Source organism: Achromobacter sp. SLBN-14 (assembly GCF_006715415.1).
In the GTDB taxonomy this organism is placed as follows: Bacteria; Pseudomonadota; Gammaproteobacteria; order Burkholderiales; family Burkholderiaceae_B; genus Achromobacter; species Achromobacter mucicolens.
Window position 1 is genome coordinate 5,422,212 of record NZ_VFNE01000001.1, and the last position, 24,688, is coordinate 5,446,899.

Genomic DNA, 24,688 nt, shown 5'->3' on the forward strand with positions numbered 1-24,688 from the left:
TGGCTTTGGATCCGTCCTGCACCCTCAGCCGCTCTCGCGGCGTAATGACGCCACCGGTGTTTAAAATGCCCCCTTGACACCGAAACCGGCCGCCGTCCGGAACCCCCGCATGCACGCCTTTCCGTCCTCGCCGTCCTTGCGTCCAGCCGCTGCATCCGCCCTTGCGCGGCTGTTGCTACTGGTGTTGCTGGCCGCGCGGGCGGTGGTGCCCACCGGCTACATGCCGGATGTGCAGGCGCTCAAGCAGGGCCGTTTCGCGCTGGGCTTCTGCGCGGCGGGGGGCGGCGTTTTTCCCGGGATGCCGGGTCTGGCCGACCCGCACGCGCATGCCGGCGACTCGCATGGCCATCACGGGCACCCGGATTCCTCCGGGCACGTCGGCGCCGGTCAGGAATGTCCGTTTGGGCTGAGCGCGCACCCGGCACTGCTGTCGCCGCCAGCCTTGGCGCTGATCCCCATGCTGCTCGGCTGGCGGGTGCAGCCAGCGCCGCAAGCCGACAGTCCGCGGCCCCCCATGCCGGCCGCCGGCCCGCCGCTGGGCCAGCGCGCGCCGCCTCGAATCACCGGATGACATTCGTCGCCGTGCGCCTTGCGCGCACGCTGGCCGCCCCTTGCGGGCGGCGTCCGTTGTTGTCGAGACCCTTATGACCACTGATACTCTGGTTAGCCCCGCCGCGTCCGCGCGGGCGCGGACCGCGAGCGGCAGCGCCTTTCTCGCGCTGCTCACCCGGCTGCATTTCTATATAGGCCTGTTCGTCGGCCCCTTCATCCTGGTGGCGGCAGTGACCGGCACCCTGTTCGTCCTGACGCCGCAACTGGAAAGCGTCATCTACGCCGATCAATTGCGTACGGACTCCACCGGCACCGCGCAGCCCTTGGCTGCGCAGGTCGAGGCGGCCCGGGCGCGCATCGGCCCGGGTCCGCGCCTCTTTGCCGTCCGGCCCGCACCCGGACCGGGCGAGACCACGCGCGTCATGTTCACGCAGCCCGGCATGGGCGACTCCGAATCCCGTGCGCTGTTCGTCGATCCCATCACCCTGGCCATCAAGGGCGACATGGTCGTCTACGGGACCAGCGGCACGCTGCCTTTCCGGACCAAACTGGACTACCTGCACCGCAATCTGATGCTGGGCGACCTGGGCCGCAACTACAGCGAGCTGGCGGCGTCGTGGTTGTGGGTGGCCACGCTTGGGGGCCTTGTGCTGTGGTTCGCACGCCGGAGCCGCGACAAGGCGGCGGCAGCGCGCAGTCCGCGCCTGCGCGCGCGGCGCTGGCACGCGCTGTTGGGGCTGTGGATCGGGATCGGCCTGGTGTTCTTCTCGGCCACGGGGCTGACCTGGTCGAACTGGGCGGGCGCGCGCGTGGACCAACTGCGGGCCCAATTGGGGTGGATTACTCCGGCGGTGTCGCTGAAACTGCCGGCCACCGGAGTGCCGGCCACCGGATCGCCGGCCGCCGGAATGCCGGCCACCGGTTCGCCTGCCGTGCCCGAGGGCGGCGAGCACGCCCATCATCATGGCGGCCAGCATGACCACGCCGCCATGATGATGGCGCCGGACAACGTGGCCTCCGGCTTTGACCGCGTGCTGCAGGCGGCCCGGCAGGGCGGCATCGACAGCAGCCAGCTGGAAATCCGCCCGCCGCGCGGTGAGGGCCAGGCCTGGATGGTGCGCGAGGTGGACCGCTCCTGGCCCACGCAGGTCGACACCATTGCGGTGGATCCGTCGACCTACACCATCACGAGCCGCGCCGACTTCGACACCTTTCCGCTCATCGCCAAGCTGATCCGGTGGGGCGTGGACATGCACATGGGCATCCTGTTCGGCTGGCCCAATCAGCTCTTGATGGCCGCGATGGGCATCGCGCTGACGGCGATGATCGTCCTGGGTTACCGGATGTGGTGGCTGCGCCGGCCGGCAGCCCCGGCAGGGCAGACGCTGACGCAGGCGTGGCGCGATCTGTCCTGGCCGGGCCGCATCGCGACGGCGGCTGTCGCGCTCGCGCTGGGCTGGTGCCTGCCGGTGATGGGCGTGAGCCTCGCCGTGTTCCTCGTGATCGACGTGTTGCGGTGGATGGTGGCCAAACGCGGTTGATATGCGTCAACGGGCGGTGCAGATCGCGGGAGACGGGCCGGATTCGGGGCCGGATCCGCGCTACCATCTGCGCCGTCAAGGGGATCCGATGTACCGATGCGCCACTGCTGCAAGACGATGGGTTTCGCTGTTGGCAGCGGCCCTGTTCGTCTTTCAGGCGCTGATTGCCTCGGCGGCGCTCGCCGGATCCGGTGGCGCCGGCGGGGCAGGGGGATCCCCAGTCTTCGGTGCCACCACCATCATCTGCACGGCCAGCGGGCCGCGCGTGGTCACCATTGGCCAGGAAGGCGCCATCCCAGGCGACATCCCAGGCGCGCATCAAGACGCCACCCCGGACGCCGCGCAACATAGCGGCGCCATGCCGCACTGCTGCGTCGCGGGGTGCGCCATGCTGGGGGGCGCCTCGCTGCCGGCCTTGTGGCTGCTTGCGTGGCTGCTGCCCACCTTGGCCCAGCCTGACGCGCCGCCCGCCACCCACGATCCTCTCTTCTCCAGTGCGCTCGCGCGGCTGCCGCAGCAGCCGCGTGCGCCGCCATCCGCCGCCTGACGGCTTTCCTCCCTGCATTTCCGGCTTGCATCGCGCCGCCCACCGCTAGCGGGCGCGGCGCCGACCGCTGACGCCTGTCCGCCTGTCCGCTCGCGGCCTGGCCCCCGATCCGTGGGGTCAGGCGCCGGGGCGTGCCTGCGCGCGGCCTTGGCGCACAAGACGGCAAGCCACGACCTCCCCATTCCGCGTTGGACCCGATTCGATATGTGCAAGCAACAGCAATTTCTACGCATGACCTGCATGGCAGCCGCCATGGCCGCCACGTTCTCCGCCGGGGCACAATCCGCTTCCGACGGCGTGACCACGCTCGACCCCGTGGTCATCACGGGCGTTGCGCCCAGCGCGCCCCTGACATTCACGACCGATCCCAAGCTGCCGCGCCAACCGCTGCCGGCCAGCGACGGCACCGACTATCTCAAGACCATTCCGGGGTTTTCGGCCATCCGCAACGGCGGCACCAACGGCGATCCGGTGCTGCGCGGCATGTTCGGTTCGCGCCTGAACATCCTGACCAACGGCACCGCCATGCCCGGCGCCTGCCCTTCGCGCATGGACGCGCCCAGTTCCTACATTTCCCCCGAGAACTTCGACCAGCTCACCGTCATCAAGGGACCGCAGACCGTGCTGTGGGGGCCGGGCGCGTCCGCCGGCACCGTCCGGTTCGACCGGGATACGCCCCCGTTCACCGAGCCGGGCGTGCGCTTTGAGGGCAGCCTGACGGGCGGCTCGTTTGGACGCAACGACCAGACGGCGGACCTGATCGCCGGCAATGAGAAGGTCTACACCCGATTCACCGCCAACCACTCGCATTCGCAGGACTACAAGGACGGCGACGGCAACACCGTGCCGTCGCGCTGGGACAAATGGAACGCGGATGTGGCGCTGGGATTCACGCCGGACGTGGACACCCTCTATGAATTGACCGCCGGCACCGGCGATGGCGAGGCCCGCTATGCCGGCCGCGGCATGGACGGTTCGCAGTTCAAACGGGAAAGCTTTGGACTGCGGTTTGAAAAACGTAACCTCGGCGAAGTGCTGAACCAGGTGCAGGCGCAGCTCTATTACAACTACGCCGACCACGTCATGGACAACTACACCCTGCGCGCGCCCGACCCCTCAAGCTCCATGGCGATGCCCATGGCGTCGGACGTGGACCGGGCCACCTGGGGCGGGCGCTTCGCCAGCACCTGGACCCTGTCGCCGGACGTCAATCTGGAGGCGGGCGTGGACTTCCAGCAGAGCCGCCACCGCGCCCGCAGCGGCACGGGCACGGTGTCGTACCGCAGCCAACCTTGGGTCAAGGATGCAGATTTTTCCAACGCGGGTGTTTTTGGCGAACTGACCTGGCGCGCCGCGCCGGACAGCCGCGTGATTGGCGGAGCCCGCGTGGATTGGGCGTCGGCCAAGGATTTCCGCCAAACCACGGGCGGCCAGATGATGCCCATGCCCAACCCGACGGCAGGCGAGCGCCGCGACGACACGCTGCCCAGCGGCTTCCTGCGCTATGAAAGGGATCTGGCGTCGCTGCCCGCCACGGTCTACATCGGCCTGGGCCACGTCGAGCGGTTTCCCGACTACTGGGAATTGTTCTCGCCTAAGCGCGGGCCCGCCGGTTCGGTCAACGCCTTCCAGGGCGTCAAGCCGGAAAAGACCACCCAGCTGGACTTCGGCGCGCAGTACAAGACCGAGACGCTCGATGCCTGGTTCTCCGGGTACGCGGGTTACGTGGACGACTTCATACTTTTCAACTACACGTCCGGCGGGATGATGGGCGCCACCTCACAGGCGACCAACGTGGATGCCCGCATCTTCGGCGGGGAGTTCGGCGCCACGTACGCCGTGTCGCCGCGCTGGAAACTGGGTGCGACGCTGGCCTACGCCTGGGGCCAGAACCGCAGCGACGGCCGGCCGCTGCCGCAGATCCCGCCGCTGGAAGCCAAGCTCAGCGCCGCCTATGACGACGGCACCTGGTCGGCCGGCGCCCTGTGGCGCATCGTCGCGCCGCAAAAGCGCTACGCGCTCAACGAGGGCAATGTCGTCGGCAAGGATTTCGGCCCCAGCGCCGGTTTTGGCGTCTTCTCCGTCAACGCGGGGTATGTCGTGAACCGGCAGGTCCGGCTGTCCCTGGGCGTGGACAACCTGTTCGACAAGACCTACAGCGAACACCTGAACCTGGCCGGAAACGCGGGTTTTGGGTATCCAGCTGGGAAAGCCGTGAACGAACCCGGACGCAGCGTCTGGGCCCGGGTCAGTATCCATTACTGACAACGGAAACGGGTTGGGCACGCTACTTGCTGAAAGAGGGGGTGAGGGTCATTCCTTGTCTTATGGAGAAGCATCATGGAAGCTTTCAAGTACACGCCCACCCTGTCCACCCCCCAGCCGATGACCAACGGCGAACGCTGCGCGCTGCGCACCCTGGCCGCCGCGCAGCAACTTTTGCACCCGGAACGTCCTCCCGCCGTCATGATGTCGACGGTCGAGGCCGAGCTGGCGAAATATGTAAAAGAGACTTACCGCCCGCGCACGGTGTGGTGAGCCGCGGGGGCAGGGCGCCGCTGCCCTCGGGCGCCCGTCACTCGATCGGCGCCCGCATGACCAGCGCCGAAACGGTATGGTTTTTCCAGAACACCTGATGGATCCGGGGCAGCAAGGCTTGCAGCTCCGGTTCCGTCGCGCCCGTAAAGGTCACCAGCACTGCGGGCCGGTCGCCTTCGCTGGGGACGCGTTTGACGTGATCCGGCGATGGAAACCCGTACTTCGTCAGGAAGGTGCGAATCTCGTCGTCGGTGGTGGTTTCCTCAACCTGATTGATGAGCAGCGCTGCCATGGCTGAACCTCCGGGGAAGGGGCGCTTCACGCGTCAGGACGTGTCGCGTCAGAACTTTTCGGGCACGAACCGGAACGGATGCTCCGGCTGTTCGTATCCCTTGGCCTTTTGCCGCTTGGGTAGCGCAATCTTTTCCCTCGGGCCGACCTTGTAGGGAATGTGTTCCAGCAGATGGCTGATGATATTGAGCCGCGCCCGCTTCTTGTCATCGGATCCGCACACATACCAAGGCGAGATGGCCGTATCCGAGGCCTTGAACATGTCGTCCCGCGCCCGTGAATAGTCGTACCAGCGGCTGTACGAATCCAGATCCATCTTGGTCAGCTTCCAGGTCTTGCGCGGGTCATTGATGCGCGACTGCAGCCGGCGCGTCTGTTCCGCCTCGCTCACTTCCAGCCAATACTTGAAGAGCAGGATGCCGGAGTCGATCATCACCCGCTCCACCAGCGGCACGGCCTTCAGAAAAGTGTCGACCTGCGCCTGAGAGCAGAACCCCATGACGCGTTCCACGCCCGCCCGGTTGTACCAACTGCGGTCGAAGATCACGACTTCGCCGGCGGCGGGCAGGTGGGGAAGATAACGCTGCATGTACATCTGGGACTTCTCGCGCTCGGTGGGCGCGGGCAAGGCCACGATGCGAAAAACGCGGGGGCTGACGCGCTCGGTCAGGGCCTTGATCGTGCCGCCTTTGCCTGCGCCGTCACGGCCTTCGAACACGATGCACACCTTGGCACCGGTCTCCTGCACCCATTGCTGCAGCTTGACCAGTTCGGCGTGCAATTGCGCCAATTCCTTTTCGTACTGCTTCTTGGACAATCCGGCCTCTTCGGCCGCCTCGGGGGTGTCCTTCTGCTTTTTTTTGCCGGCCATCGTCGCACTCCGAAAAGTTCAGCCACGAATCAAGGCGCATCGCGGCGCCGCCCGTGAAGTGAATATATTGCCGATTCGATGCCATTTGGGAACGCGTTACCAATGGTTTTATGGTGCCGCAACGCAGCCCGTCATGGGAGGCATGCGAAATCAGGCGCAGCCCGGGCACGGCATTTGCTGTTCGCATCCTTGGCCACGCTTCGCTGGCCGCCGCACATTCCAAGGTGACGAAAATGGAACCAAGACATTCCGTTGGGCAGGCATCTTCCCAGGACAACGCCGTGGAAGCGACGTCGACGGCAGACGATCTGCCCGTCAAGCCTTCTGACGGCAAGCCCGGCGGCCAGCCGGTCAAGCCTTCCGACGCTAGCGAGAACGCGCAGGGCAACGAAATCCGCAATGAGGACATGGAGCCGTCGGATACGTCCGAATCCAATTCCGACCCCGCCGGCTCGCAGCGCTCGTCCTGACCCCGAGGAGAATCGATCATGACCATAAAGACCACTGTGTTGGGTTTGGCCGTCCTCCTGGGCGCCGCGGGCGGCGCTTGCGTGGCGCAGGCGCAGGGCGCGCCGCAGTCCGTGACCGAAGTCCGGGTCGATGTCGCCAAGGTTGATGCAGGCTACCGCGCCTCGAAGATGATCGGGGCGACGGTCTACAACGGCAAGAAAGAAAAGCTCGGCACCGTGGACGATCTGATCCTCGGCCCGCCCGACTGGGCGCCTTATGCGGTGTTGTCGGTGGGTGGCCTGCTGGGCGTGGGCAACCACCTGGTGACGGTCCCGCTGTCACAGATGCAGGTCGCGGGCGATCAGTTCCAGTTGCCGGCGGCCACCAAAGATACGCTCAAGGCGCTGCCCGAATTCAAGTACGCGAAGTAGACGGCGCGGGGCTTGCCGTCCCGCACCGCATGACCATCCATGCCACGAGGAGGCTCCATGCAGATTGAACCCGTCCCCGACACCCGCCCCGCGACGCGCTCGCGGTCATTGGTCGCGCAACTCAAGGATATCGATGCCCGCCGGCCGGATTTTCCGGGCGAGCATCTGATCGTGCTGGGCGTGGGCGTTCTGCTCATGCTCTCTGGCATGCGCAGCCGCACCATCCTGCGGCGCACGCTGATCACGGCAGCCGGGACCGCTCTGATCGGTCGCGCGGCAAGCGGAACCGGGGGCGTTGCCCGCGTCGCCCGGATCGTCAAGCGCTTGGGCTGATCGCGGCGCAGGAGAACCGTCATGGCAGCAAGAACCATATGGAAAGGGGCCATTTCCTTCGGTCTGGTTCACATCCCCGTGGGCCTGCACACGGCCACCACCGAGTCGGGCGTGGATTTCGACTGGCTGGACAAGCGCTCGATGGACCCGGTGGGCTACAAGCGCATCAACAAGCGGACCGGCAAGGAAATCGACAAGGACAACATCGTGAAGGGCGTCGAGTACGAGGACGGCAAGTACGTCATCGTGTCGCCTGACGAAATCGCCGATGCGTATCCCCGGACCACGCAGACCATCGAGATCCAGCAGTTCGTGGACGCCACGGACGTGTCCTTTGTCTATCTGGAGCGGCCGTATTACGTTGCGCCCATCAACAAGGGGCACAAGGTGTATGCCTTGCTGCGCGACACCCTGGCCAAGACCGGCAAGATCGGTATTGCCAAGGTGGTGATCCAGACCAAACAGCACCTGGCCGCGCTGATCCCGTCGGGCGACGCGCTGGTACTGAACCTGATGCGTTGGGGCGATGAGGTCAAGTCTGTCGAAGGGCTGGATCTTCCGAAGGCTGGCGCCAAGAACATGACGCCAAGCGCCAGCGAGCTGAAGATGGCCAAGATGCTGGTGGAGGACATGTCCGGCCAATGGGACCCCGAACAGTACCAGGACGAATTCAAGGCCGCGGTGATGGAGCTGGTGGAGAAGAAGGCGCGCGCCGGCAAGACGGAGACAGTCATCGAGCCGCAGGAAGAGTCGCCCACCTACGCCGATAACGTCATCGACCTGACGGAGCTGCTGCAACGCAGCCTGAAGGGCGGCAAGGGCGGAGCCAAGGCCGCGTCGTCGGCGGGCAAGGCCGGCAATGGCGCCGCAAAAAAGGCGGCCAAATCTGCGGCCAAAAAGACGGCTGCAAAGAAGACAACGGCCAAAACCACGGGCAGCGCCGGCAAGGCGTCCGGTAAGACAGCCTCCAAGACGGCGAGCAAAGCGCGCAAGGCGGCTTGATCATGGCCGATTCGCTCAAGAAGTACCGCGAAAAGCGCAACTTTCAAGTTACCTCGGAACCGGCTGGCGGCGGCGAGGCGAACGAGGACGCGCGCGCCTTCGTCATCCAGAAGCACTGGGCGAGCCGGCTTCACTACGATTTCCGTCTGGAACTGGACGGCGCCATGAAGAGCTGGGCGGTGCCCAAGGGGCCTTGCTACGACCCGGCCGTCAAACGCATGGCGGTCCAGGTCGAGGACCATCCCATTGCCTACAACCAGTTCGAGGGGCAGATTCCCGAAGGCCAGTACGGCGCGGGCAAGGTCATCATCTGGGACGAAGGCAAATGGATGCCGGTGGGCGACCCGCGCAAGGGCTATCGGGACGGTCATCTGAAGTTCGACCTGCAGGGCGTCAAGATGCAGGGCAGGTGGGCGCTGATCCGTCTAAAGGGCAAGGAAAGCGACAAGCAGCCGCCCTGGTTGCTCATCAAGGATCGCGATGCATTCGCCCGGCCAGAGCGCGAGTTCAGTGTGGTGGACGAAATGCCCGACAGCGTGGTCCCGCTGCGCGCGGCCAAAGCGCCATCCCCAGATCGGTCCGAAGACCAACCTGAACCTTCGGCCGACGGCCAACTCGCCTTGCCCGGCGTGGCCGCCGATTTGCCGGCGCATCTGAAACCTCAGCTCGCCACGCTGGTGGACGGCGTGCCCCACCACGCCCCGGACTGGCTGTACGAAATGAAATTCGACGGCTACCGGCTGGTGGTGCGGATCGAAGGCGACGACGTGCGCCTTTTTACCCGCAACGGCCACGACTGGAGTGCCAAGCTGCCCCACCTGGTCGACGCGTTTCGAGCCCTACCTGCCAAATGGGCCTGGGTGGACGGCGAAATCGTGATGCTCGACCGCGAGGGCATTCCAAATTTCCAGGCGCTGCAGAACGCCTTCGACGGCGAGCGCACGCAAGATATCGTCTTCTACGCTTTTGATCTTCCTTTCATCGGGCAACGGGATCTGCGCCAGGAACCCCTGACGGTGCGCCGGGCTCTGCTGCAGCAACTGATGGACACCACCGAAGACGACCATCTGCGATTCAGCGAGGCCCTGGAGGCCGCGCCGTCGGATCTGGTGGCGACTGCCTGCAAGATGGGGCTGGAAGGCATCATGGCCAAGCGCCTGTCCTCCCCCTATGTGTCGCGCCGCACAAATACCTGGGTCAAGGTCAAATGCGCCCGGCGCCAGGAATTTGCCATCGTCGGCTACACGGCGCCGAAGGGCAGCCGCGCGGGGTTGGGCGCGCTGCTGCTTGCCGTGACCGAGCAGGATGGCAGCCTGCGCTATGCCGGCAAGGTGGGTACGGGGTTCGATGACGCCAGCCTGGTGTCGCTGCAAAAGCGTCTGGCGTCCATCGAGACCGAGAAGAAGCCTGTCGCGAACGCGCCCGCCGCGGGTGGCGTACGCTGGGTCAAGCCCGAACTGATTGCAGAGGTGTCGTTCGGCGAGTGGACGGGGGGCGGACACATCCGTCATTCTGTCTTTCGAGGACTGCGGCAGGACAAGCCGGTGCGGGCCATTTCCAGGGAGAAGGCAGTGCCAGTCAAAGACATCGAGGGCGATGCGGGCGCGACCAAACCGGCCAGCAAAGCTGCGCCCGCCACCAAGGCCAGCCGCGCCAAGGGCGGCAAGCTCACCAATCCGGATCGCGTCATCGATCCGTCCACCAAGCTCACGAAGCTGGACCTGGCACGCTATTACGCGCTAGTGGCGCCGCTGATGCTGGAACACCTGAAGGGGCGACCGGTGTCGTTTCTGCGCGCGCCGGCCGGCATCCAGGGCGAATTCTTCTTTCAGAAGCACCTGGAAGCCGCCATGCCGGGCGTCAAATCCCTGCCGGCCAAGCTCGACCCGGACCATCCGCCGCTGCTCGAAGTGCCCACGGCCGAGGCCATCCTGTCCGCGGTGCAGATGAACGTGGTCGAATTCCACACCTGGAACGCGGTCAAGACGTCCATCGGCAAGCCGGATCGGATGCTGTTCGATCTGGACCCGGGCGAGGGCGTGCAGTGGCCCGCGATGCAGCAGGCCGCGAACCTCGTGCGCGTGCTGCTGGAAGAAATCGGGCTGAAAGCGTGGCTCAAGACCAGCGGCGGCAAGGGCCTGCACGTGGTCGTGCCGCTGCGCAAACAGTACGACTGGGACACGGTGAAGCGCTTTTCCCAGGTGATCGTGCAGCATCTGGCGCGGACGCTGCCGCAACTGTTTGTGGCCAAGAGCGGGCCGAAGAACCGGGTCGGCAAGATTTTTGCGGACTACCTGCGCAATGGATTTGGCGCGACCACCGTTTGCGCCTGGTCGGCGCGGGCGCGTCCCGGTCTGGGCGTGTCGGTGCCCGTCAAGTGGGAAGAGCTGGACAAGCTGACGGGCGGGGCGCACTGGACGATCCAGGATATCCACGCCCGGCTGGACGCGGGCAACACCCCATGGGACGATTACGCGCCGCAGTCCCTGGCGTCCGCCATGTCCGCCATGGAGTTCGAACCATGAGCAGGATCTCCCTTGTGCTGTGTGGATCTCCCAAGGAGTCGCCCTATGCCACCCCCTGTCGCCCAATCCAGCGTGATGGACTGCCCGGACGGGTATGGAATCGTCAGCCGTGTCCTGCATTGGCTCATGGCGGTGCTGCTGGTGTGGCAGTTCATCAGCGCGGCTGCGCGTCAATTTTTTCCGGACACCCCCATCGAGGACTTTTTCTGGGCGTCGCACACGTCGCTGGGTCTGTTGCTGCTGATCCTGGTCGTCGTGCGCGGCGCGTGGGCCCTCGCCAACCTGGGACGCCGCCCGAACAGCGGCCTGATGGCGGGTTTCGGTCACTTGCTCCTGTACCTCATGATGATCGCCATTCCCACACTGGGACTGTTGCGGGCCTATGGCCGGGGCAGGGGCTATTCGGCTTTCGGCATCCCGGTCTTCAGCCCCCGCGACCAGGAAATCGAAGCGCTGGTCGAGTTGGCCAATGCCTGGCACGGACTGCTGGGCTGGACGCTTCTCGCGGCGGCGGCGGGCCACGTCCTGATGGCCTTCTTGCACCGCGGCAGGGACGGCCGGCGCGTATTGACGCGCATGACCCGAGGGCAATGACGGCCGGCGCGCCGGCCTGCACAGGAGGCAATCATGCAGCGCGATGAGCTCTTGGCACTGATGATCTCGGTGTCCGCGCCGGCGCCCCGGCTGGACGAATGGGACCGGGTGCTTTCCATCTACGCCGGGTACCTGGAAGGCGTCGCGCCCAAGCTGTCGGAGAAGGAGCTGGGCAATTTCATTGGCGCGGGCGCCATGTTCTACCGCACGCTGTGCCAGGCGGACGCCTATCGGCAGGAATCCGTGTGGGGGCGGCGCAAAAAAGAAGGATAGTCACGTCCGGGCACGCGGACCCGGGGCGCTTCGCTTGCGGCATCCGGCCGCCTCGAATGTAAACGTTTGCATGGGTACGGGGCTTGCTGGCCGTTCTGGCACGAAATTCATCCATTCGTGCCAGGAAATGGCCAGCGGCAAGGACAACACATGCGACGCAGACCGGTAAGACAACCATCAAGCCGACCCATCATCACGACACCCTCGACTGTTGGCGCGAACTCCACATTGGCGGATGACGCACCGCAAGGACGGCTCCCCGCCATCTGGGCGATCGGCGACGTGCATGGCTGCTGCCCGTCGCTGGACGCGCTGCTGGCCAGCCCCGAAATCGCGGGGGACCCAACCTGCCGGTTCTGGTTCGTGGGCGACCTGATCAATCGCGGTCCTGCCAATGCCGAGGTCTTGCGCCGGGTCATGGCCCTGGGCGACCGCGCGACCGTGGTGCTGGGTAATCACGACCTGCGCGCCCTGGGCGTGGCCGCAGGTTGCCTGCGCCCAGACCCCCGCGACACGTTGAATGATCTGTTCGACGCGCCGGATGCGTACGAACTGCTGGATTGGCTGCGCGCGCAACCACTGATTCACGTCCAGGACAGGCATGTCCTCGTGCATGCCGGGCTCTTTCCCGGATGGGACGTGGCCCAAGCGGTGGCGCTGGCCGGCGAGCTCCAGGACATGCTTCGCGACGATGATTGGCGCCGCCACATGCGCACGCTGACCGGCACCGCGCCGCTAGCGTGGAGCGCCAACCTGGATACGCAGCAACGCCTGCGCTTCATCGCCAGCGCATTTACGCGTATGCGGCTTTGCACCCGCAATGCGGCCCTGGCGCCCGGCGCCAAGTCCACCCCAGGGCGCTGGCCTCGCGGTACGTTGCCGTGGTACGACCTGCCACGGCGCGCGGACGCCGGCGACACCATCGTGTTCGGCCACTGGGCGACGCTGGGGCTGCTCGTGCGCACGGACGCCGTGTGCCTGGACACGGGCTGCGTGACGGGCGGGCCGCTGACTGCCTACCGGCTCTCCGACCGCAAATTGGTACAGGCCGCGCGCGAAGCGCTCGCCCAGGCGGCTTGAACGGTCACGCGAACAGCCGGTAGGCCACGCCCAGGCTGAACAGAAGCGCCGTGCCAATGGCATAAAACGCCAGCGACAGCCAAGCGCTCAGCGGCACGCGCGCCGGCGCTTCGGCCTGACCCGCCGATTGCGCCTCGGGCGGAATTTCATCATTGGCGGCCGTGGGGCAGGGGAGCCGGCCATCCGCGACGTGGGCGGGTTGGGCGGCGCGCGCAAGCCCCAGGGAAATCAAGGTGTTGCCGACCGGCGTCGGCGAGAGAACGGGTTCCGGTGAGCTCATGGGAGCCTCCGCAATCAGGGTTAAGTGACCAAAGGCGAAACGCCTGCAGCAAGCGGCGTGCCCATGCCGGGCCTTGCGCGCCGGACCGCCAGCCGGACGGTCCGAAGCCGGCCCACTTCCCGTCTCCCTCCCAAACACTTACGATACGGCAGGCGCCGGGCGTTTCCGCCCCGCTTGCCCGAATCGACTGACACGTGACGGCCGCATTTCAACCACGGAGCATTCATGAACGGTTACCCAGATACTCTTCTCCTGATCGACAACGAATGGCGCGAGGCCCGAGGCGGCGCGCGCATCGACGTCGTGAACCCCGCCACCGGCCAGAAGATCGGCCAGGTGGCCAGCGCCTCCCGCGAGGACCTGGACGCGGCGCTGGCGGCAGCGCAACGCGGTTTCGAGACGTGGCGCGACACGTCCGCGCACGAGCGTTGCGCGGTCATGCGCAAGGCGGCCGTCCTGCTGCGCGAGCGCGCGGACAACGTGGCGCGCCTGTTGACGCAAGAGCAGGGCAAGCCGCTGGCCGAGGCGCGCGGCGAAGTGCTGGCGGGCGCCGACATCATCGACTGGTTCGCCAACGAAGCCCTGCGCGTCTATGGCCGCATCGTGCCGTCGCGCAACCCGGCGGCCCAGCAATTGGTCATCAAGGAACCCGTCGGCCCCGTCGCCGCGTTCACGCCATGGAACTTCCCGGTCAACCAGATCGTGCGCAAGCTGGGCGCCGCGCTGGCCACGGGCTGCTCCTTCCTGGTGAAGGCGCCCGAGGAAACCCCGGCGTCGCCTGCCGCGCTGCTCAACTGCTTTGTCGACGCCGGCATCCCGAAGGGCGTGCTGGGCCTGGTGTTCGGCTCGCCGGCCGAGATCTCCAGCTACCTGATTCCGCACCCGATCATCCGCAAGGTCACCTTCACCGGCTCCACGCCGGTCGGCAAGGAACTGGCCGCGCTGGCTGGCCGCCACATGAAGCGCGTCACGATGGAACTGGGCGGTCACGCCCCGGTCATCGTGGCCGAGGACGCCGACGTCGAACTGGCCGTCAAGGCCTCGGGCGGCGCGAAATTCCGCAACGCCGGCCAGGTTTGCATTTCGCCGACCCGTTTCCTGGTGCACAAGAACGTCAAGGCGGCTTTCGAGCAGGCTTTCATCGCGCACGCCGAAAAGCTCAAGCTGGGCGACGGCCTGACCGAAGGCACGACGCTGGGCCCGCTGGCCAACGACCGCCGCCTGGCGGCGATGGACAAGATCGTCAAGAACGCGGCAGAGAAGGGCGCACGCGTGGCCACCGGTGGGCAGCGCGTGGGTGGCGCCGGTAATTTCTTCGCCCCGACGATCCTGACCGACGTGCCGCTCGAGGCCGATATTTTCAACGAAGAGCCGTTTGGTCCCATCGCGGCGATCCGCAGCTTCGAAACCCTGGACGAAGCCATCCGCGAAGCCAACCGCCTGCCGTTCGGCCTGGCGGCTTATGGCTTCACCCGGTCGATCAAGACGGTGCACGAGCTGTCGCGCCGCCTGGAAGTGGGCATGCTCTGGGTCAACCAGCCCGCAACGCCCTCGGCCGAGCTGCCCTTCGGCGGCGTGAAGGATTCCGGCTACGGTTCCGAAGGCGGTCCCGAAGCGCTTGAGGCGTATCTGGTCACCAAGGCCGTGTCGGTCGTGGGGGTCTAAGCCCGCCGTTTGACCTGGCTGGTTTGGCAACAGGCCGTATCCGAGAAATTGGATACGGCTTGTTCGTTTCCGGATTCGACGCTCTCCAAATGAAAGGCGTGCTTACGCACCGTTGCCGGTCCGGGCCGCCGACCGAAGGTAAGGTCTGTCTGACAATGACGTCCCCCGGAGATAGACGCATCGATGTTTTCCTTGCCGCCCATCAAGACCCTTGCCCGGCACAAGCCGGCCGGCTCGGCCATGAATTGGCTTTTGGAGCGCAAGCAGTTCGTCAAGGCACTGCTTTCCAACCCCTCGGCGGTCGGCGCGGTAGCGCCTTCCAGCGCCGCGCTGGCCGCGGCCATCACCGAATCGATCCCGCCACGCGCCGGCAAGGTCCTCGAACTGGGGTGCGGGACTGGCGTGTTCACCCGAGAAATGCTGCGCCGGGGCGTGGCGCCATCCAATCTGGTACTGGTGGAGCAGGACTCGGACATGAGCTCCAGCTTGCGCAGCCAGTTTCCAGAGGCGGCCGTGCTGCAGGTGCCTGCCCAGGACCTGTCGCGCGACAGCCATCCTGAACTGCACGGGATCGGCGCGGCGATTTGCGGCCTGCCGCTGCGCAACATGAGCGGCGCGCATCACCACAAGCTGCTTACCGCCGTCTTCGAGGCAATGCCGCCGGGCGCATCCATGCACTTCTTCACGTATGGCGTGAAATGCCCGATCTCGGCGCGCGTGCTCGATGACTGCGGGCTTCACGCCCGGCGCGTGCGATTCGTGCCGATGAACCTGCCGCCTGCCTCGGTTTACAGCCTGAGCCGCTCGCCCTGAGGGCACGGGCGGGACGGGCGCGGCCCATTGAGTGGCGCGCCCGCCCGCGGTACGGCGACGTCGGGGGAGGGCTATGCCATGAAGGTCAGCATGCCGTTGGTGAGGTCGTACATCGACCCGACGATCTTGATCTTTCCTTCCTTTTCCAGCCCCGCAAGAATGGGGCTGTTCTTGCGGATGGCCTCGACGGTGAGCTGAACATTGGTCCGCGCCACCGCGTCCACGAATTGCGCATTCTTGCCGCTGCGGTCGCCCGTGTACTTGGTGGCCTCGACCGCCGGCTTGATCACGTCGAGCAATCCGGTCAGATGGCCGAGCTGAACATTGTCGATCGCGCCGGCCACCGCGCCGCAAGCCGTATGTCCCATGACGAGTATCACCTTGGCGCCCGCCGCCGCGCAGGCAAACTCCATGCTGCCGAGCAGGTCGTTGTTGGAAATGTTGCCGGCGATCCGCCCGTTGAAGGTTTCGCCGATGCCCGTGTCCAGAATGATCTCGGCGGGCGCGCGCGAGTCGATGCAGCTCAGGATGACCGCCGCCGGGTATTGGCCCAGGGCGCTGGACCGCTTCTGCGCAAGGTAATCGTGCTTCTGGGGCTTGCCCGCGCGAAAGCGCGCATTGCCCCGTTTCATCATGTCAATCACCTGGTCCGGCGTCATTGCGTCGCGCTGTGCCTGCGATAACGACGCCGCCTGCGCATCGTTCGGGGCGACTGCCACGCCTGCCATCAGCGCAGCCGTTCCGGCGGCAACGCCCGCCTTCAACCAGCCGCGCCGGTCCAGGTTCAGAGGGTGCCCAGCCATGCAACAATCCTTGATCGCTTCCATGAGGTGTCCCCAAAAAGCAGCCCAAAACGTTAGACCGCGGGACGCGGCTATTCGATGATGGGCCGGCCACACTTGCCGTTTTCACGGCGACAGCCATTCTGTTCCTGTTTGCGGCGGTGAACAATGTTTCTTGTTTTCCCGCCCGATGAGTGGCATAGTTTTCCGCACGACAGGCCCCCGGGCGGGTTCGGGGCGGTTAAGACAGCGAATACGAAAGGTGCCCCATGAGATACCTGTACATCGTATTGATTGTGTTGCTCACGGCGATGGTTCTGTCGTTCAAGGTCCAGAATTTCGATTCCGTCACCCTGACGCTCTGGACATCCACCATCACTTTGCCGACGTCGGTTCTCGTCGTCGGCGTCTACATCCTGGGCATGCTGACGGGCGGCTTTCTGCTCAGCCTGTTGCGCACCGCCTTCCGGGGCGCGGCCAGCCGTCCCGCCGGTCCCACCCCCTGAAGATTCCCCAAGCGCTACCCGGCTAGCCGCCGTGCGTCCGCAGTCAGGGCGCGAACGCGTACTTAGGAGCAATCCCGATGAAAAGGCTATTCCTTGTCTTGTCCACGTGCGTGCTGGCCGGTTGCGCCGGCACGGTCGCGACGAAGAACGATCTGGCCAAGTACGGCACGCCGCCCAGCGATGAAGACCTGTACCAGTACATGTCGACGCTGCGCGATTCCATGCCGCCCACCCGGTATGTCAGCTATCGCGACAAGGGATATGCGGAATCCGTGAAGAAGACCACGTTTGCGGGCGAGGACGGCAAGCCCATGTCGGGTTGGGAGTACGACTTTGACGTGGCTGCCTACGACCAGCTTGGCCCCGACCAGCCGCAGTGGACCGCGCGCCGCGTCGTGTTCTTCAATGGCCGCGCCATAGGCGGCTTCGATGCGAATGGGAAGTTCATGCGCGCCAGCGCCCAGCCATCCGCGGCTGCGCCTGCGCCCGCACCGGCGCCCGCGCCCGCACCGGCGCCCGCGCCTGCGGCCTCGCCGGCGCGTCCGCGCTAGGCCTGGTTTTCCCATTTCCGCCGTTCCGGAGACCCCATCATGCAAAAGCCTCAGCAGGCCGCCCCGCGTAGCCGCCTGACCCTTCTCGCCGCAGGCGGCATCCTTGGCCTTGCCGCCTTCCTTGCCGGCTGCGCCAATCCCTCCGCGTCCTCACGCGTCTACACCTTCGACCAGGCGCAGCGCGCCCAGACCGTCACCCTCGGCTACGTCATTGGCGTGCGGCCCGTCACCATCCAGGCCAGCCAGACCTCGGGCATGGGCATGATCGCGGGTGGCGCGCTGGGCGCCGTCGCCGGCAACGCCGTGGGCGGCGGCTCCGGACGGCGCATCACCACCGTCGGCGGCGCAGTCGGCGGCGCCATGGCGGGCAACGCAGTCGAAAACGCCAGCATGCGCCGCGCGGGCCTGGAAATCACCGTGCGCCTGGATTCAGGCGACGTGCGCGTCATCACACAGGAAGCGGACGTGCCAATCTCGACCGGCCAGCGCGTCCAGGTGGTCACCCAGGGCGGCGTCAGCCGCGTCGGCAGCATCTGACACATCGGGATCTTCGCATCCGGCTCGCGATTCGGGCCGGATGCGGAGGATATGGCATCTAATCTCCGCGTGGCATGCGGAGATTAATTGCGCGTGCCGAGAAAGCGCGCCATGGGCGTCTTAAGATTCTCTTCATCCTGTCGCGTATAGTCGGCGCATGCGTATCCTACTGGCCGAAGACGATGTATCCCTGGGCGAGTCGATCGAATCCTGGCTGGAGCTCGACGGCTATGTGGTCGACCGTGTGACACGCGGCGATCTTGCCGAAACGGCGCTGGCCGCCCACGACTACCACTGCGTGTTGATCGACCGCGGGCTGCCCGGCGTCTCGGGGGACGACCTGCTGCGGCGGCTGCGCGCGCGTCGCGACAACGTGCCAGCCATCATGATCACCGCCCGCGACGCAGTGCCCGACCGTATCGAAGGCCTGGACCTCGGCGCGGACGACTACCTCGTCAAGCCTTTCGACCTGGACGAACTGTCGGCGCGCATCCGCGCTGCGCTGCGCCGCCGCGACGGCCACGCCACCCCTGCGCTCGAGCACGGTGGCGTGTTGCTGGACGTGGCGGCCAAGCAGGTGCGCTTCAATGGGGCGCCGGTCGAGCTGACGGCGCGCGAATTCGCCATCCTGCACGCGCTCATCCGGCGGCCGGGCCATATCGTGTCCCGCGCGCAACTGGAAGAGGCGCTCTATGGCTGGGGCGACGAAGTCGAAAGCAACACGATCGAAGTGCACATCTACAACCTGCGGCGCAAGCTGTCTTCGGACCTGATCAAGACGGTGCGCCGCCAGGGCTATCGGCTGGCGGACTGAGATGCGCTGGCGCAACAAGACTCCCCGGGCCGAGCGCGGCTATTCCCTGCGCCGGCGCCTGATCGGCACGACGCTCGGATCCAGCATCCTGGTGGGGCTGGTCAGCACGGTGATCGTGCTGGCCATCGCGCGCAAGGAGGTCAACGACGCCTATGACGACTGGCTGGAAGAGGGCGCGAGGCTCGTCCTGGCACTGGGCGAGGGCAGCATCGGCCGGACGGCGGGCCAGCACGCCGCTGGCGACACGCAGCCGGCGCTTCGGCTGGACTATCAACTGGTCTCGCGCACGGGAGACGTTCTGCTGCGGGGCGAAGACGCGCCCAAGCGGCCGTTCGTGCCGCCGGACCGGCGCGGCGACCGCTATTACGACGTACGTGCCGACGGCGAGGACTGGCGCGTCTATGTGCGCCATCATGACTCCCTGGGTTTCTCGGCGCAGGTCGGTCAGGAGATGGACGAACGCACCGATCTCATCTGGGACATGCTCGAGTCCTTGGCATGGCCGCTGGTTGGCCTGTGGGTCCTGCTTGGACTGATCAACTGGTTCCTGATCTGGCGTCTGCTCAAGCCGCTTGCGCGCATGGCGCGCGGCATCGAGACCAAATCGCCGTCCGACCTGTCGCCGGTGGCCGAAGAGAGCAGGGCGCATGAAGTGCAGTCCATCACGGCAGCCTTGAACCGTCTGCTTGGCCGGTTGGACCACGCGCTTGAAGCCGAAAGGCGCTTCACGGCGGATGCGGCGCATGAGCTGCGCACGCCGCTCGCGGCCCTGGCGTCGCGGATCCAGGTCCTGCAACGCAGCCATCCGGCCGACGAGGCGCCGGCGCTGGCCGCGCAATTGCAGCGCCTGCGCGCCGACATGATGCGCACGACGAGCCTGGTCGAAAACCTGCTGCAACTTGCCCGGCTGGATCCGCAATCGGCCGACGCCATGCCGCGCGAGCGCATCGACGTCCCCGGCCTGCTGCAGGATGCGGTGGACGCCTGCGCGCCCGCGGCGACGGCGCGCGGCGCTACGATCACGATTGCGGCGCGCGAAAAGGAGTTGGTCGGCAACCGGGACGCGCTCTTTACCGCCTTGCGCAACCTCATCCATAACGCGGTGTCGTACGGCCGCGAGGGCGGACAGGTGCGGGTCGCGGCCGAACGCGCCGGGCAGCACGTCGAGCTCAGCGTGAAGGACGACGGGGAGGGCGTGGCCCCGGCCGATCTGGAGCGGCTGACGCAGCGCTTTTACCGCGTCCTGGGCACAAACGTGCCGGGCAACGGCCTGGGTCTGTCCATTGTGGCGCGCGTGGCCACCATGCATCGCGCAGAACTACGCTTCGGCCCGGGTCTGGATGGCCGCGGGTTGGGCGTCACGCTGCTGCTGCCGCTAGACATGAACGGGTGACGCAAGAATCCGCGTCCCCGCGCAGGGATAAGGTCTGCTTCATCTTCGGGGCGTCAAATGGCGCCATGTTCAACAGCGAAGCGCAATCCGCGCAAGGAGCCGCAGCATGACCCAGATCTCTCGTCGTTCCTCATTCATCCGCACGTTCCTGGCCAGTGCCATCCTCGCTGGCGCCACCGTGGCGGGCGTGGCGCACGCCCAGGGCTACACGGGCCCCAGCACCGGCAAACCCGCTGCCCAAGGCTACAGCGGCCCCAGCACGGTTGCCGTCACGACGGTCAAGGAACTCCTGGTCAATGGCCGGGACGACCAGAACGCCATCCTGCGCGGCCGCATCGTGTCGCACGACGGTGACGATCACTACACCTTTGACGACGGCACGGGCCAGATTCGGGTCGAAATCGATCACGAGGACTTCCCGGCGGGCCAGAAGATCGACGACAAGACCCAGGTCGAGTTGCGTGGCGAACTGGACCGTGACCGCAACAACGTCGAGTTCGACGTCGACAGCGTCCGCGTGATGTAAAGCGCGCGCGGCGGGCGCATACGTTATCCTGTCGACCTCCGTTTCGATACCCGTGCCCGTTTGTCGTGAATCCCGTAACGTCCCCCGCCGCGGTCCAACTGCCCGAAGCCTCCATCCGCGCCACCGTCCGGTTGCCCATCCGCTTTGCCGATGGCACCGAGGCGCTGGCGCTGGCTTACAGCTTTCATGGCCTGGCCGACGCGCGCGATCATCTAGCCCTCAAATTCGGGCAGCCCGGCCCGCGGCCGCTGGTCCGGCTGCACTCCGAGTGCATGACCGGCGATGTCTTCGGATCGCTGCGCTGCGACTGCGGTCCCCAGCTTCAGGAAGCGTTGCGCCTCATGAGCCAGGAGGGCGGCTATCTGCTGTACCTGCGCCAGGAAGGGCGCGGCATCGGCCTGTATTCCAAGCTTGACGCCTACCGGCTGCAGGAACTGGGCTACGACACCTACACCGCCAACCTGGAACTGGGCCACGGCCTGGACGACCGCGACTACACGCCGGCCGCCCAGATGCTGCGGGCATTGGGCGTCGACAATCTTGAACTGCTGACAAACAATCCCGACAAGCGCACCCAGCTCGAACGCATGGGCATCCAGGTCAGCGGTTGCCGCCTGACGGGCGTATTTCCGAACGAGCACAACAAAGGCTATCTGCTGGCCAAGGCGCTGCGCACGCAGCACCGCATCGAACTCGGTCAGACCGAGGAGTGACGAAGCGATACGCCCGGCAGCCCCGCCCGGCATAAGGAGAAACCCTTATACTCTGGGCCGGTCGTTGGGCCGCACGCCGGCGGGGCGCGCAACTCGCCCGACCGTGGCGACTACGTGATCGCCTACGCATTGCCCGGCAAGGTGTAAGCCGCGCGGCAACGCAAGGATCTGGGCGCTCCGCGGAGCGCCCATTTTTTTGCAATCTAACCGCTGTGGCGATGCTTGCCGGTCTTGATGAACAAGTCGGAGAATGCCTCCCAGTCGTTCAGATAGACGAAAAGCTCTCCCTCATCGCCTTCACACATCGCCGACCCTCGGCTGCTTTCTTCCCAGAATGTGTAGAACGGGAGGCGACGGATGTCTTCGAGACGCACCAAACGGTCTTTCACGACAGGCAAGCCAAAATAGGTTGTGGTCATTTCCCGGGCCTTGGTGATGTGCGCATTGGCCGCGAAGTCCAGCCGGCGGTCGCGTGCGCAGTGGGCGGCTATTGGGTCAACCGATCCTGGGCAGACTGGATCGGCGACTGGCGAGGAAAAATCTTATCCGGGAAGCAAATCGCCAAGAAGAGCTAAAGGCGGTAGTTCGGCCGCACTGCTTCAGGGCGTTCATGGCGAAACCTGGAACCAAACGCCCATCGAACGCAATGGCCGGCATATGGCCACGCCGGTGCCGCCCGCTGCGCCGACTTGCGCGATGGGCAGCAGATCCTTGTCCGGATCGTAGGGCAGGGAAGGGAGCACCACGGGATTCAGCAGGATCGGGGACGAGGGCGCGACCAGCGCAATCGGATTGCCCTTAGCTGAACCCGCAGATCAAAACGGCATGAATCGCAGGCGTCGCCGGCATCGCCGTGGGCAATGGCGATGCCTTTTTGCTTCATTTCTTGCAGAAGAGTTCTGCGGAATATCGCGGAGATCGGCGGCTGGGCGATCGATACACTTTCAGGCAGAGACAACTTAAAAAGAGCAACACATGCCTATCGTCACCCGCCGCCGCATGCTGCTGGGCAGCGCAGTCCTCAGCGCATTGTTTTCGTTCGGGGCTGCCGCGCAAACCGCTTATCCGTCGAAACCTGTCCGCCTCGTCGTCCCGTATCCACCGGGGGCCGCCACCGACGCCATCTCGCGCGCGTTCGCCCAACAACTGGGCACGATCATGGGCCAACCGGTCGTCGTCGAAAACCGGCCAGGCGCTGGTTCTGCCATCGGCATCATGGCCGTCAGGAACAGGCCCGCGGACGGATACACCTTGCTGGTCCACGCCGAAGGCTTCTACAGCGCAAAGATCACGACACCCGCCGCGGATTATGAGTTCTCCGACTTTGAAATCCTGGCGCCGCTGGGCCAGAGCAGCTACGCCTTCATCGTGCCGTCCGACCGAGGCTGGAACCGTCTGGAAGACTTGAAGGGCATTAACCGGGAATTGGACATTGGCGTCGCCGACCTCGGCGTGGGCACATACTCCACGCTTGCGGCGAGGCTGGCTTCAGGGCTGCGGACGCAATACCGTCCGATTCCGTTCAAGGGCGGCGCGGAAGGGCTGACGGCGATTCTTGGCGGGCAGATCGACGGCTACTTCACCACAATTGGCACCACCCAAAGCGTCAAGGACAATCCGCACGTCAAGGTGCTGGCTTATACCGGACGCGCAGGAAGCGTCAGTCATTTGCCCGGGGTGAAGACGTTTGCCGAGCTTGGCGTGCCGAACATGGTGTTCCACAGCAGCTACAGCGTTGCAGTGCGCAGCGAAACGCCAGAACCCGTCAGGACGAAGCTGGCGGAGTTTGTGCGGCAGGCTGCCACGTCAGCGGCGATGGAAAAGGCGCGGCGGGATTTGTATTTGGAAGGATATGAGGGGTCGTTGGACGACTACAAGCAAGAGCTCAAGGGATTGGCCGATGAGTTCGCGGCAAGCGCCAAGGGGCTGAAAAAGGAGTAGCCGGTGGTTGTTCTGGATGGGTTGGCGACGATGATGGCTCCGATCTGCGGAGGTCCGTAACCGATATGGTGCTCGCTCCAGGCTAAGTTCGCATAATGTGTATTATGTAAAGTAATAGACCCGGGGGCATCACCTAGAACAAAGAATTCAAGTGACCTAATAATTCAACAATCGTTGTATGATCGAACAATGCATGAATCTCAAGCAGTTCTCGCCCTCGGCGCCCTGGCCCATCCCCAACGTCTGCGCGTATTTCGCGCCCTCGTGGTTGCCGGCCTCGGCGGTCTCATGCCCAGCGTCATGGCCGATCAACTCGGCGTCGCGCGCAACACGTTGTCCTTCCACTTGAAGGAGTTGTCGCATGCCGGCCTTGTCACCTTTGAGCAACAAGGTCGAAATCTGATCTATCGCGCGGACTTCTCGCAGATGAATGGCCTGCTGGGCTACCTCACCGAACACTGCTGCGAAGGTGCCACGTGCGAGGTCTCAAACTCCGGCGCCTGCACTCCCACCTGATCAGAAATCGCCTATGAGATGCCTTCACGTCCATCTCCATGTCGATGAGCGGAATCAGCCATGCAAGCCAACCGCTGTGTTCCGAATACCAAAACCTCCACACACTGCTGCTAGGAATTCCCATGTCGCACTCCCCTTTCAACGTGCTGTTTCTCTGTACGGGCAACTCTGCACGCTCCATCCTGGCTGAAGGTCTACTCCGAGGAATCGGTGGCGATCGCTTCCAGGCTTACTCCGCTGGCAGTACCCCAAAGGGTGAGGTCCACCCGTTGGCGCTCGACGCGCTAAGTTCATTTTCATTACCCACCGAGGGTTATCGGAGCAAGAGTTGGGACGAGTTCGCGGTGCCGGGGGCTCCAAAAATGGACTTCATCATTACCGTCTGCGATAACGCCGCGGGCGAAGTGTGCCCCGTCTGGCCTGGGCAGCCAATGACGGCTCACTGGGGCATTGCTGACCCGGCAGCCCATGAAGGAACCGAAGAAGAACGTCGCAAGGCATTTCAGGACGCCGCGCGAGTGCTCAAGCGCCGTATCGAGCTTTTCCTTTCTTTGCCCATCGACCGCCTGGATGCAATGTCGCTTCAGACTGAGTTGCGCGGGATTGGCAAAACGCAGGAGTAA

General features: G+C 65.4%; 30 protein-coding genes. 25 read left to right on the forward strand and 5 right to left on the reverse strand.

Features of this window, described 5'->3' with window-relative positions; all coding sequences use genetic code 11:
- The first annotated feature begins 109 nt into the window (after positions 1–109).
- From FBY20_RS24840 to FBY20_RS24860, 5 genes are all read left to right on the forward strand, one after another.
- Positions 110–571 (forward strand): DUF2946 family protein, encoded by a 462-nt coding sequence (locus tag FBY20_RS24840; RefSeq protein ID WP_142055192.1) that lies wholly within the window; start codon positions 110–112, stop codon positions 569–571.
- A gap of 73 nt (positions 572–644) precedes the next feature.
- The gene (locus FBY20_RS24845; RefSeq protein ID WP_142055194.1) at positions 645–2,093 is read left to right on the forward strand and encodes a PepSY domain-containing protein; all 1,449 of its coding nucleotides are present in this window, start codon (positions 645–647) and stop codon (positions 2,091–2,093) included.
- Position 2,094: 1 nt separating this feature from the next.
- Positions 2,095–2,640, forward strand: coding sequence for a DUF2946 family protein (locus FBY20_RS24850; protein WP_255452484.1), 546 nt, complete (start codon positions 2,095–2,097; stop codon positions 2,638–2,640).
- 204 nt (positions 2,641–2,844) lie between these two features.
- Positions 2,845–4,905, forward strand: coding sequence for a TonB-dependent copper receptor (locus FBY20_RS24855; protein ID WP_142055196.1), 2,061 nt, complete (start codon positions 2,845–2,847; stop codon positions 4,903–4,905).
- A 75-nt stretch (positions 4,906–4,980) separates the two neighbouring features.
- A complete protein-coding gene (locus FBY20_RS24860) occupies positions 4,981–5,178 on the forward strand; it encodes a hypothetical protein (RefSeq protein ID WP_142055198.1) in 198 nt (65 codons plus the stop codon).
- Between the two features lie 37 nt (positions 5,179–5,215).
- Here FBY20_RS24860 and FBY20_RS24865 read toward each other — a convergent pair whose 3' ends face one another.
- The gene (locus FBY20_RS24865) at positions 5,216–5,470 is read right to left on the reverse strand and encodes a hypothetical protein (RefSeq protein WP_062839443.1); all 255 of its coding nucleotides are present in this window, start codon (positions 5,468–5,470) and stop codon (positions 5,216–5,218) included.
- 48 nt (positions 5,471–5,518) lie between these two features.
- The gene (ppk2, locus tag FBY20_RS24870) at positions 5,519–6,340 is read right to left on the reverse strand and encodes a polyphosphate kinase 2 (protein ID WP_056317970.1); all 822 of its coding nucleotides are present in this window, start codon (positions 6,338–6,340) and stop codon (positions 5,519–5,521) included.
- A 233-nt stretch (positions 6,341–6,573) separates the two neighbouring features.
- Here ppk2 and FBY20_RS24875 point away from each other — a divergent pair, with 233 nt between their 5' ends.
- The 8 genes from FBY20_RS24875 (at position 6,574) to FBY20_RS24910 (ending at position 13,028) form a co-directional block, all read left to right on the forward strand.
- On the forward strand, positions 6,574–6,810 hold the full coding sequence (locus tag FBY20_RS24875) for a hypothetical protein (RefSeq protein WP_142055200.1): 237 nt from the start codon (positions 6,574–6,576) through the stop codon (positions 6,808–6,810).
- Positions 6,811–6,828: 18 nt separating this feature from the next.
- Positions 6,829–7,221 (forward strand): PRC-barrel domain-containing protein, encoded by a 393-nt coding sequence (locus FBY20_RS24880; RefSeq protein ID WP_056317965.1) that lies wholly within the window; start codon positions 6,829–6,831, stop codon positions 7,219–7,221.
- Positions 7,222–7,278: 57 nt separating this feature from the next.
- Complete coding sequence (locus FBY20_RS24885; protein WP_062839446.1) at positions 7,279–7,554, forward strand: hypothetical protein; 276 nt, start codon at positions 7,279–7,281, stop codon at positions 7,552–7,554.
- A 21-nt stretch (positions 7,555–7,575) separates the two neighbouring features.
- Positions 7,576–8,556 (forward strand): Ku protein, encoded by a 981-nt coding sequence (locus FBY20_RS24890; protein WP_142055202.1) that lies wholly within the window; start codon positions 7,576–7,578, stop codon positions 8,554–8,556.
- 2 nt (positions 8,557–8,558) lie between these two features.
- Complete coding sequence (gene ligD / locus FBY20_RS24895; RefSeq protein WP_142055204.1) at positions 8,559–11,081, forward strand: DNA ligase D; 2,523 nt, start codon at positions 8,559–8,561, stop codon at positions 11,079–11,081.
- 45 nt (positions 11,082–11,126) lie between these two features.
- The gene (locus FBY20_RS24900; protein WP_255452485.1) at positions 11,127–11,675 is read left to right on the forward strand and encodes a cytochrome b; all 549 of its coding nucleotides are present in this window, start codon (positions 11,127–11,129) and stop codon (positions 11,673–11,675) included.
- A gap of 33 nt (positions 11,676–11,708) precedes the next feature.
- Entirely contained in the window at positions 11,709–11,948 is a 240-nt protein-coding gene (locus FBY20_RS24905; protein WP_056317950.1) for a hypothetical protein, read from the forward strand.
- 228 nt (positions 11,949–12,176) lie between these two features.
- Positions 12,177–13,028 carry a symmetrical bis(5'-nucleosyl)-tetraphosphatase gene (locus FBY20_RS24910; RefSeq protein WP_254595285.1) on the forward strand — a complete coding sequence of 284 codons (852 nt, stop codon included), beginning with the start codon at positions 12,177–12,179 and terminating at the stop codon, positions 13,026–13,028.
- Positions 13,029–13,032: 4 nt separating this feature from the next.
- Here the strand turns inward: FBY20_RS24910 and FBY20_RS24915 are convergent, their stop codons facing one another.
- Entirely contained in the window at positions 13,033–13,308 is a 276-nt protein-coding gene (locus FBY20_RS24915) for a hypothetical protein (RefSeq protein ID WP_142055208.1), read from the reverse strand.
- Between the two features lie 225 nt (positions 13,309–13,533).
- On the opposite strand from FBY20_RS24915, the gene FBY20_RS24920 reads away from it, so the two are divergent.
- A complete protein-coding gene (locus FBY20_RS24920) occupies positions 13,534–14,973 on the forward strand; it encodes an NAD-dependent succinate-semialdehyde dehydrogenase (protein WP_056317945.1) in 1,440 nt (479 codons plus the stop codon).
- A gap of 183 nt (positions 14,974–15,156) precedes the next feature.
- Positions 15,157–15,786: a class I SAM-dependent methyltransferase gene (locus FBY20_RS24925; protein ID WP_056317943.1), complete on the forward strand. Its 630-nt coding sequence runs from the start codon at positions 15,157–15,159 to the stop codon at positions 15,784–15,786.
- Positions 15,787–15,857: 71 nt separating this feature from the next.
- On the opposite strand, the gene FBY20_RS24930 is transcribed toward FBY20_RS24925, so the two are convergent.
- Entirely contained in the window at positions 15,858–16,589 is a 732-nt protein-coding gene (locus tag FBY20_RS24930) for a carbonic anhydrase family protein (protein WP_235512601.1), read from the reverse strand.
- Positions 16,590–16,837: 248 nt separating this feature from the next.
- Here FBY20_RS24930 and FBY20_RS24935 point away from each other — a divergent pair, with 248 nt between their 5' ends.
- The 7 genes from FBY20_RS24935 to ribA all read left to right on the forward strand — a co-directional run bounded on the left by FBY20_RS24935 (position 16,838) and on the right by ribA (position 21,608).
- Positions 16,838–17,074: a lipopolysaccharide assembly protein LapA domain-containing protein gene (locus FBY20_RS24935; RefSeq protein ID WP_056317937.1), complete on the forward strand. Its 237-nt coding sequence runs from the start codon at positions 16,838–16,840 to the stop codon at positions 17,072–17,074.
- A gap of 77 nt (positions 17,075–17,151) precedes the next feature.
- On the forward strand, positions 17,152–17,625 hold the full coding sequence (locus tag FBY20_RS27850) for a hypothetical protein (protein ID WP_056317935.1): 474 nt from the start codon (positions 17,152–17,154) through the stop codon (positions 17,623–17,625).
- A 39-nt stretch (positions 17,626–17,664) separates the two neighbouring features.
- The gene (locus tag FBY20_RS24945; RefSeq protein ID WP_056317932.1) at positions 17,665–18,162 is read left to right on the forward strand and encodes a glycine zipper 2TM domain-containing protein; all 498 of its coding nucleotides are present in this window, start codon (positions 17,665–17,667) and stop codon (positions 18,160–18,162) included.
- 157 nt (positions 18,163–18,319) lie between these two features.
- The gene (locus FBY20_RS24950) at positions 18,320–18,976 is read left to right on the forward strand and encodes a response regulator transcription factor (RefSeq protein ID WP_056317929.1); all 657 of its coding nucleotides are present in this window, start codon (positions 18,320–18,322) and stop codon (positions 18,974–18,976) included.
- A 1-nt stretch (position 18,977) separates the two neighbouring features.
- On the forward strand, positions 18,978–20,369 hold the full coding sequence (locus tag FBY20_RS24955; protein ID WP_056317927.1) for an ATP-binding protein: 1,392 nt from the start codon (positions 18,978–18,980) through the stop codon (positions 20,367–20,369).
- Positions 20,370–20,475: 106 nt separating this feature from the next.
- Positions 20,476–20,895, forward strand: coding sequence for a YgiW/YdeI family stress tolerance OB fold protein (locus tag FBY20_RS24960; protein WP_056317924.1), 420 nt, complete (start codon positions 20,476–20,478; stop codon positions 20,893–20,895).
- Between the two features lie 65 nt (positions 20,896–20,960).
- On the forward strand, positions 20,961–21,608 hold the full coding sequence (gene ribA / locus FBY20_RS24965) for a GTP cyclohydrolase II (protein ID WP_142055210.1): 648 nt from the start codon (positions 20,961–20,963) through the stop codon (positions 21,606–21,608).
- Positions 21,609–21,811: 203 nt separating this feature from the next.
- On the opposite strand, the gene FBY20_RS24970 is transcribed toward ribA, so the two are convergent.
- Positions 21,812–22,027: a hypothetical protein gene (locus FBY20_RS24970; protein WP_142055212.1), complete on the reverse strand. Its 216-nt coding sequence runs from the start codon at positions 22,025–22,027 to the stop codon at positions 21,812–21,814.
- A 556-nt stretch (positions 22,028–22,583) separates the two neighbouring features.
- Here FBY20_RS24970 and FBY20_RS24980 point away from each other — a divergent pair.
- From FBY20_RS24980 to FBY20_RS24990, 3 genes are all read left to right on the forward strand, one after another.
- Positions 22,584–23,549: a tripartite tricarboxylate transporter substrate binding protein gene (locus FBY20_RS24980; RefSeq protein WP_142055214.1), complete on the forward strand. Its 966-nt coding sequence runs from the start codon at positions 22,584–22,586 to the stop codon at positions 23,547–23,549.
- Between the two features lie 189 nt (positions 23,550–23,738).
- Positions 23,739–24,065: a helix-turn-helix transcriptional regulator gene (locus FBY20_RS24985; RefSeq protein ID WP_081100912.1), complete on the forward strand. Its 327-nt coding sequence runs from the start codon at positions 23,739–23,741 to the stop codon at positions 24,063–24,065.
- Positions 24,066–24,187: 122 nt separating this feature from the next.
- Positions 24,188–24,688: an arsenate reductase ArsC gene (locus tag FBY20_RS24990; RefSeq protein ID WP_142055216.1), complete on the forward strand. Its 501-nt coding sequence runs from the start codon at positions 24,188–24,190 to the stop codon at positions 24,686–24,688.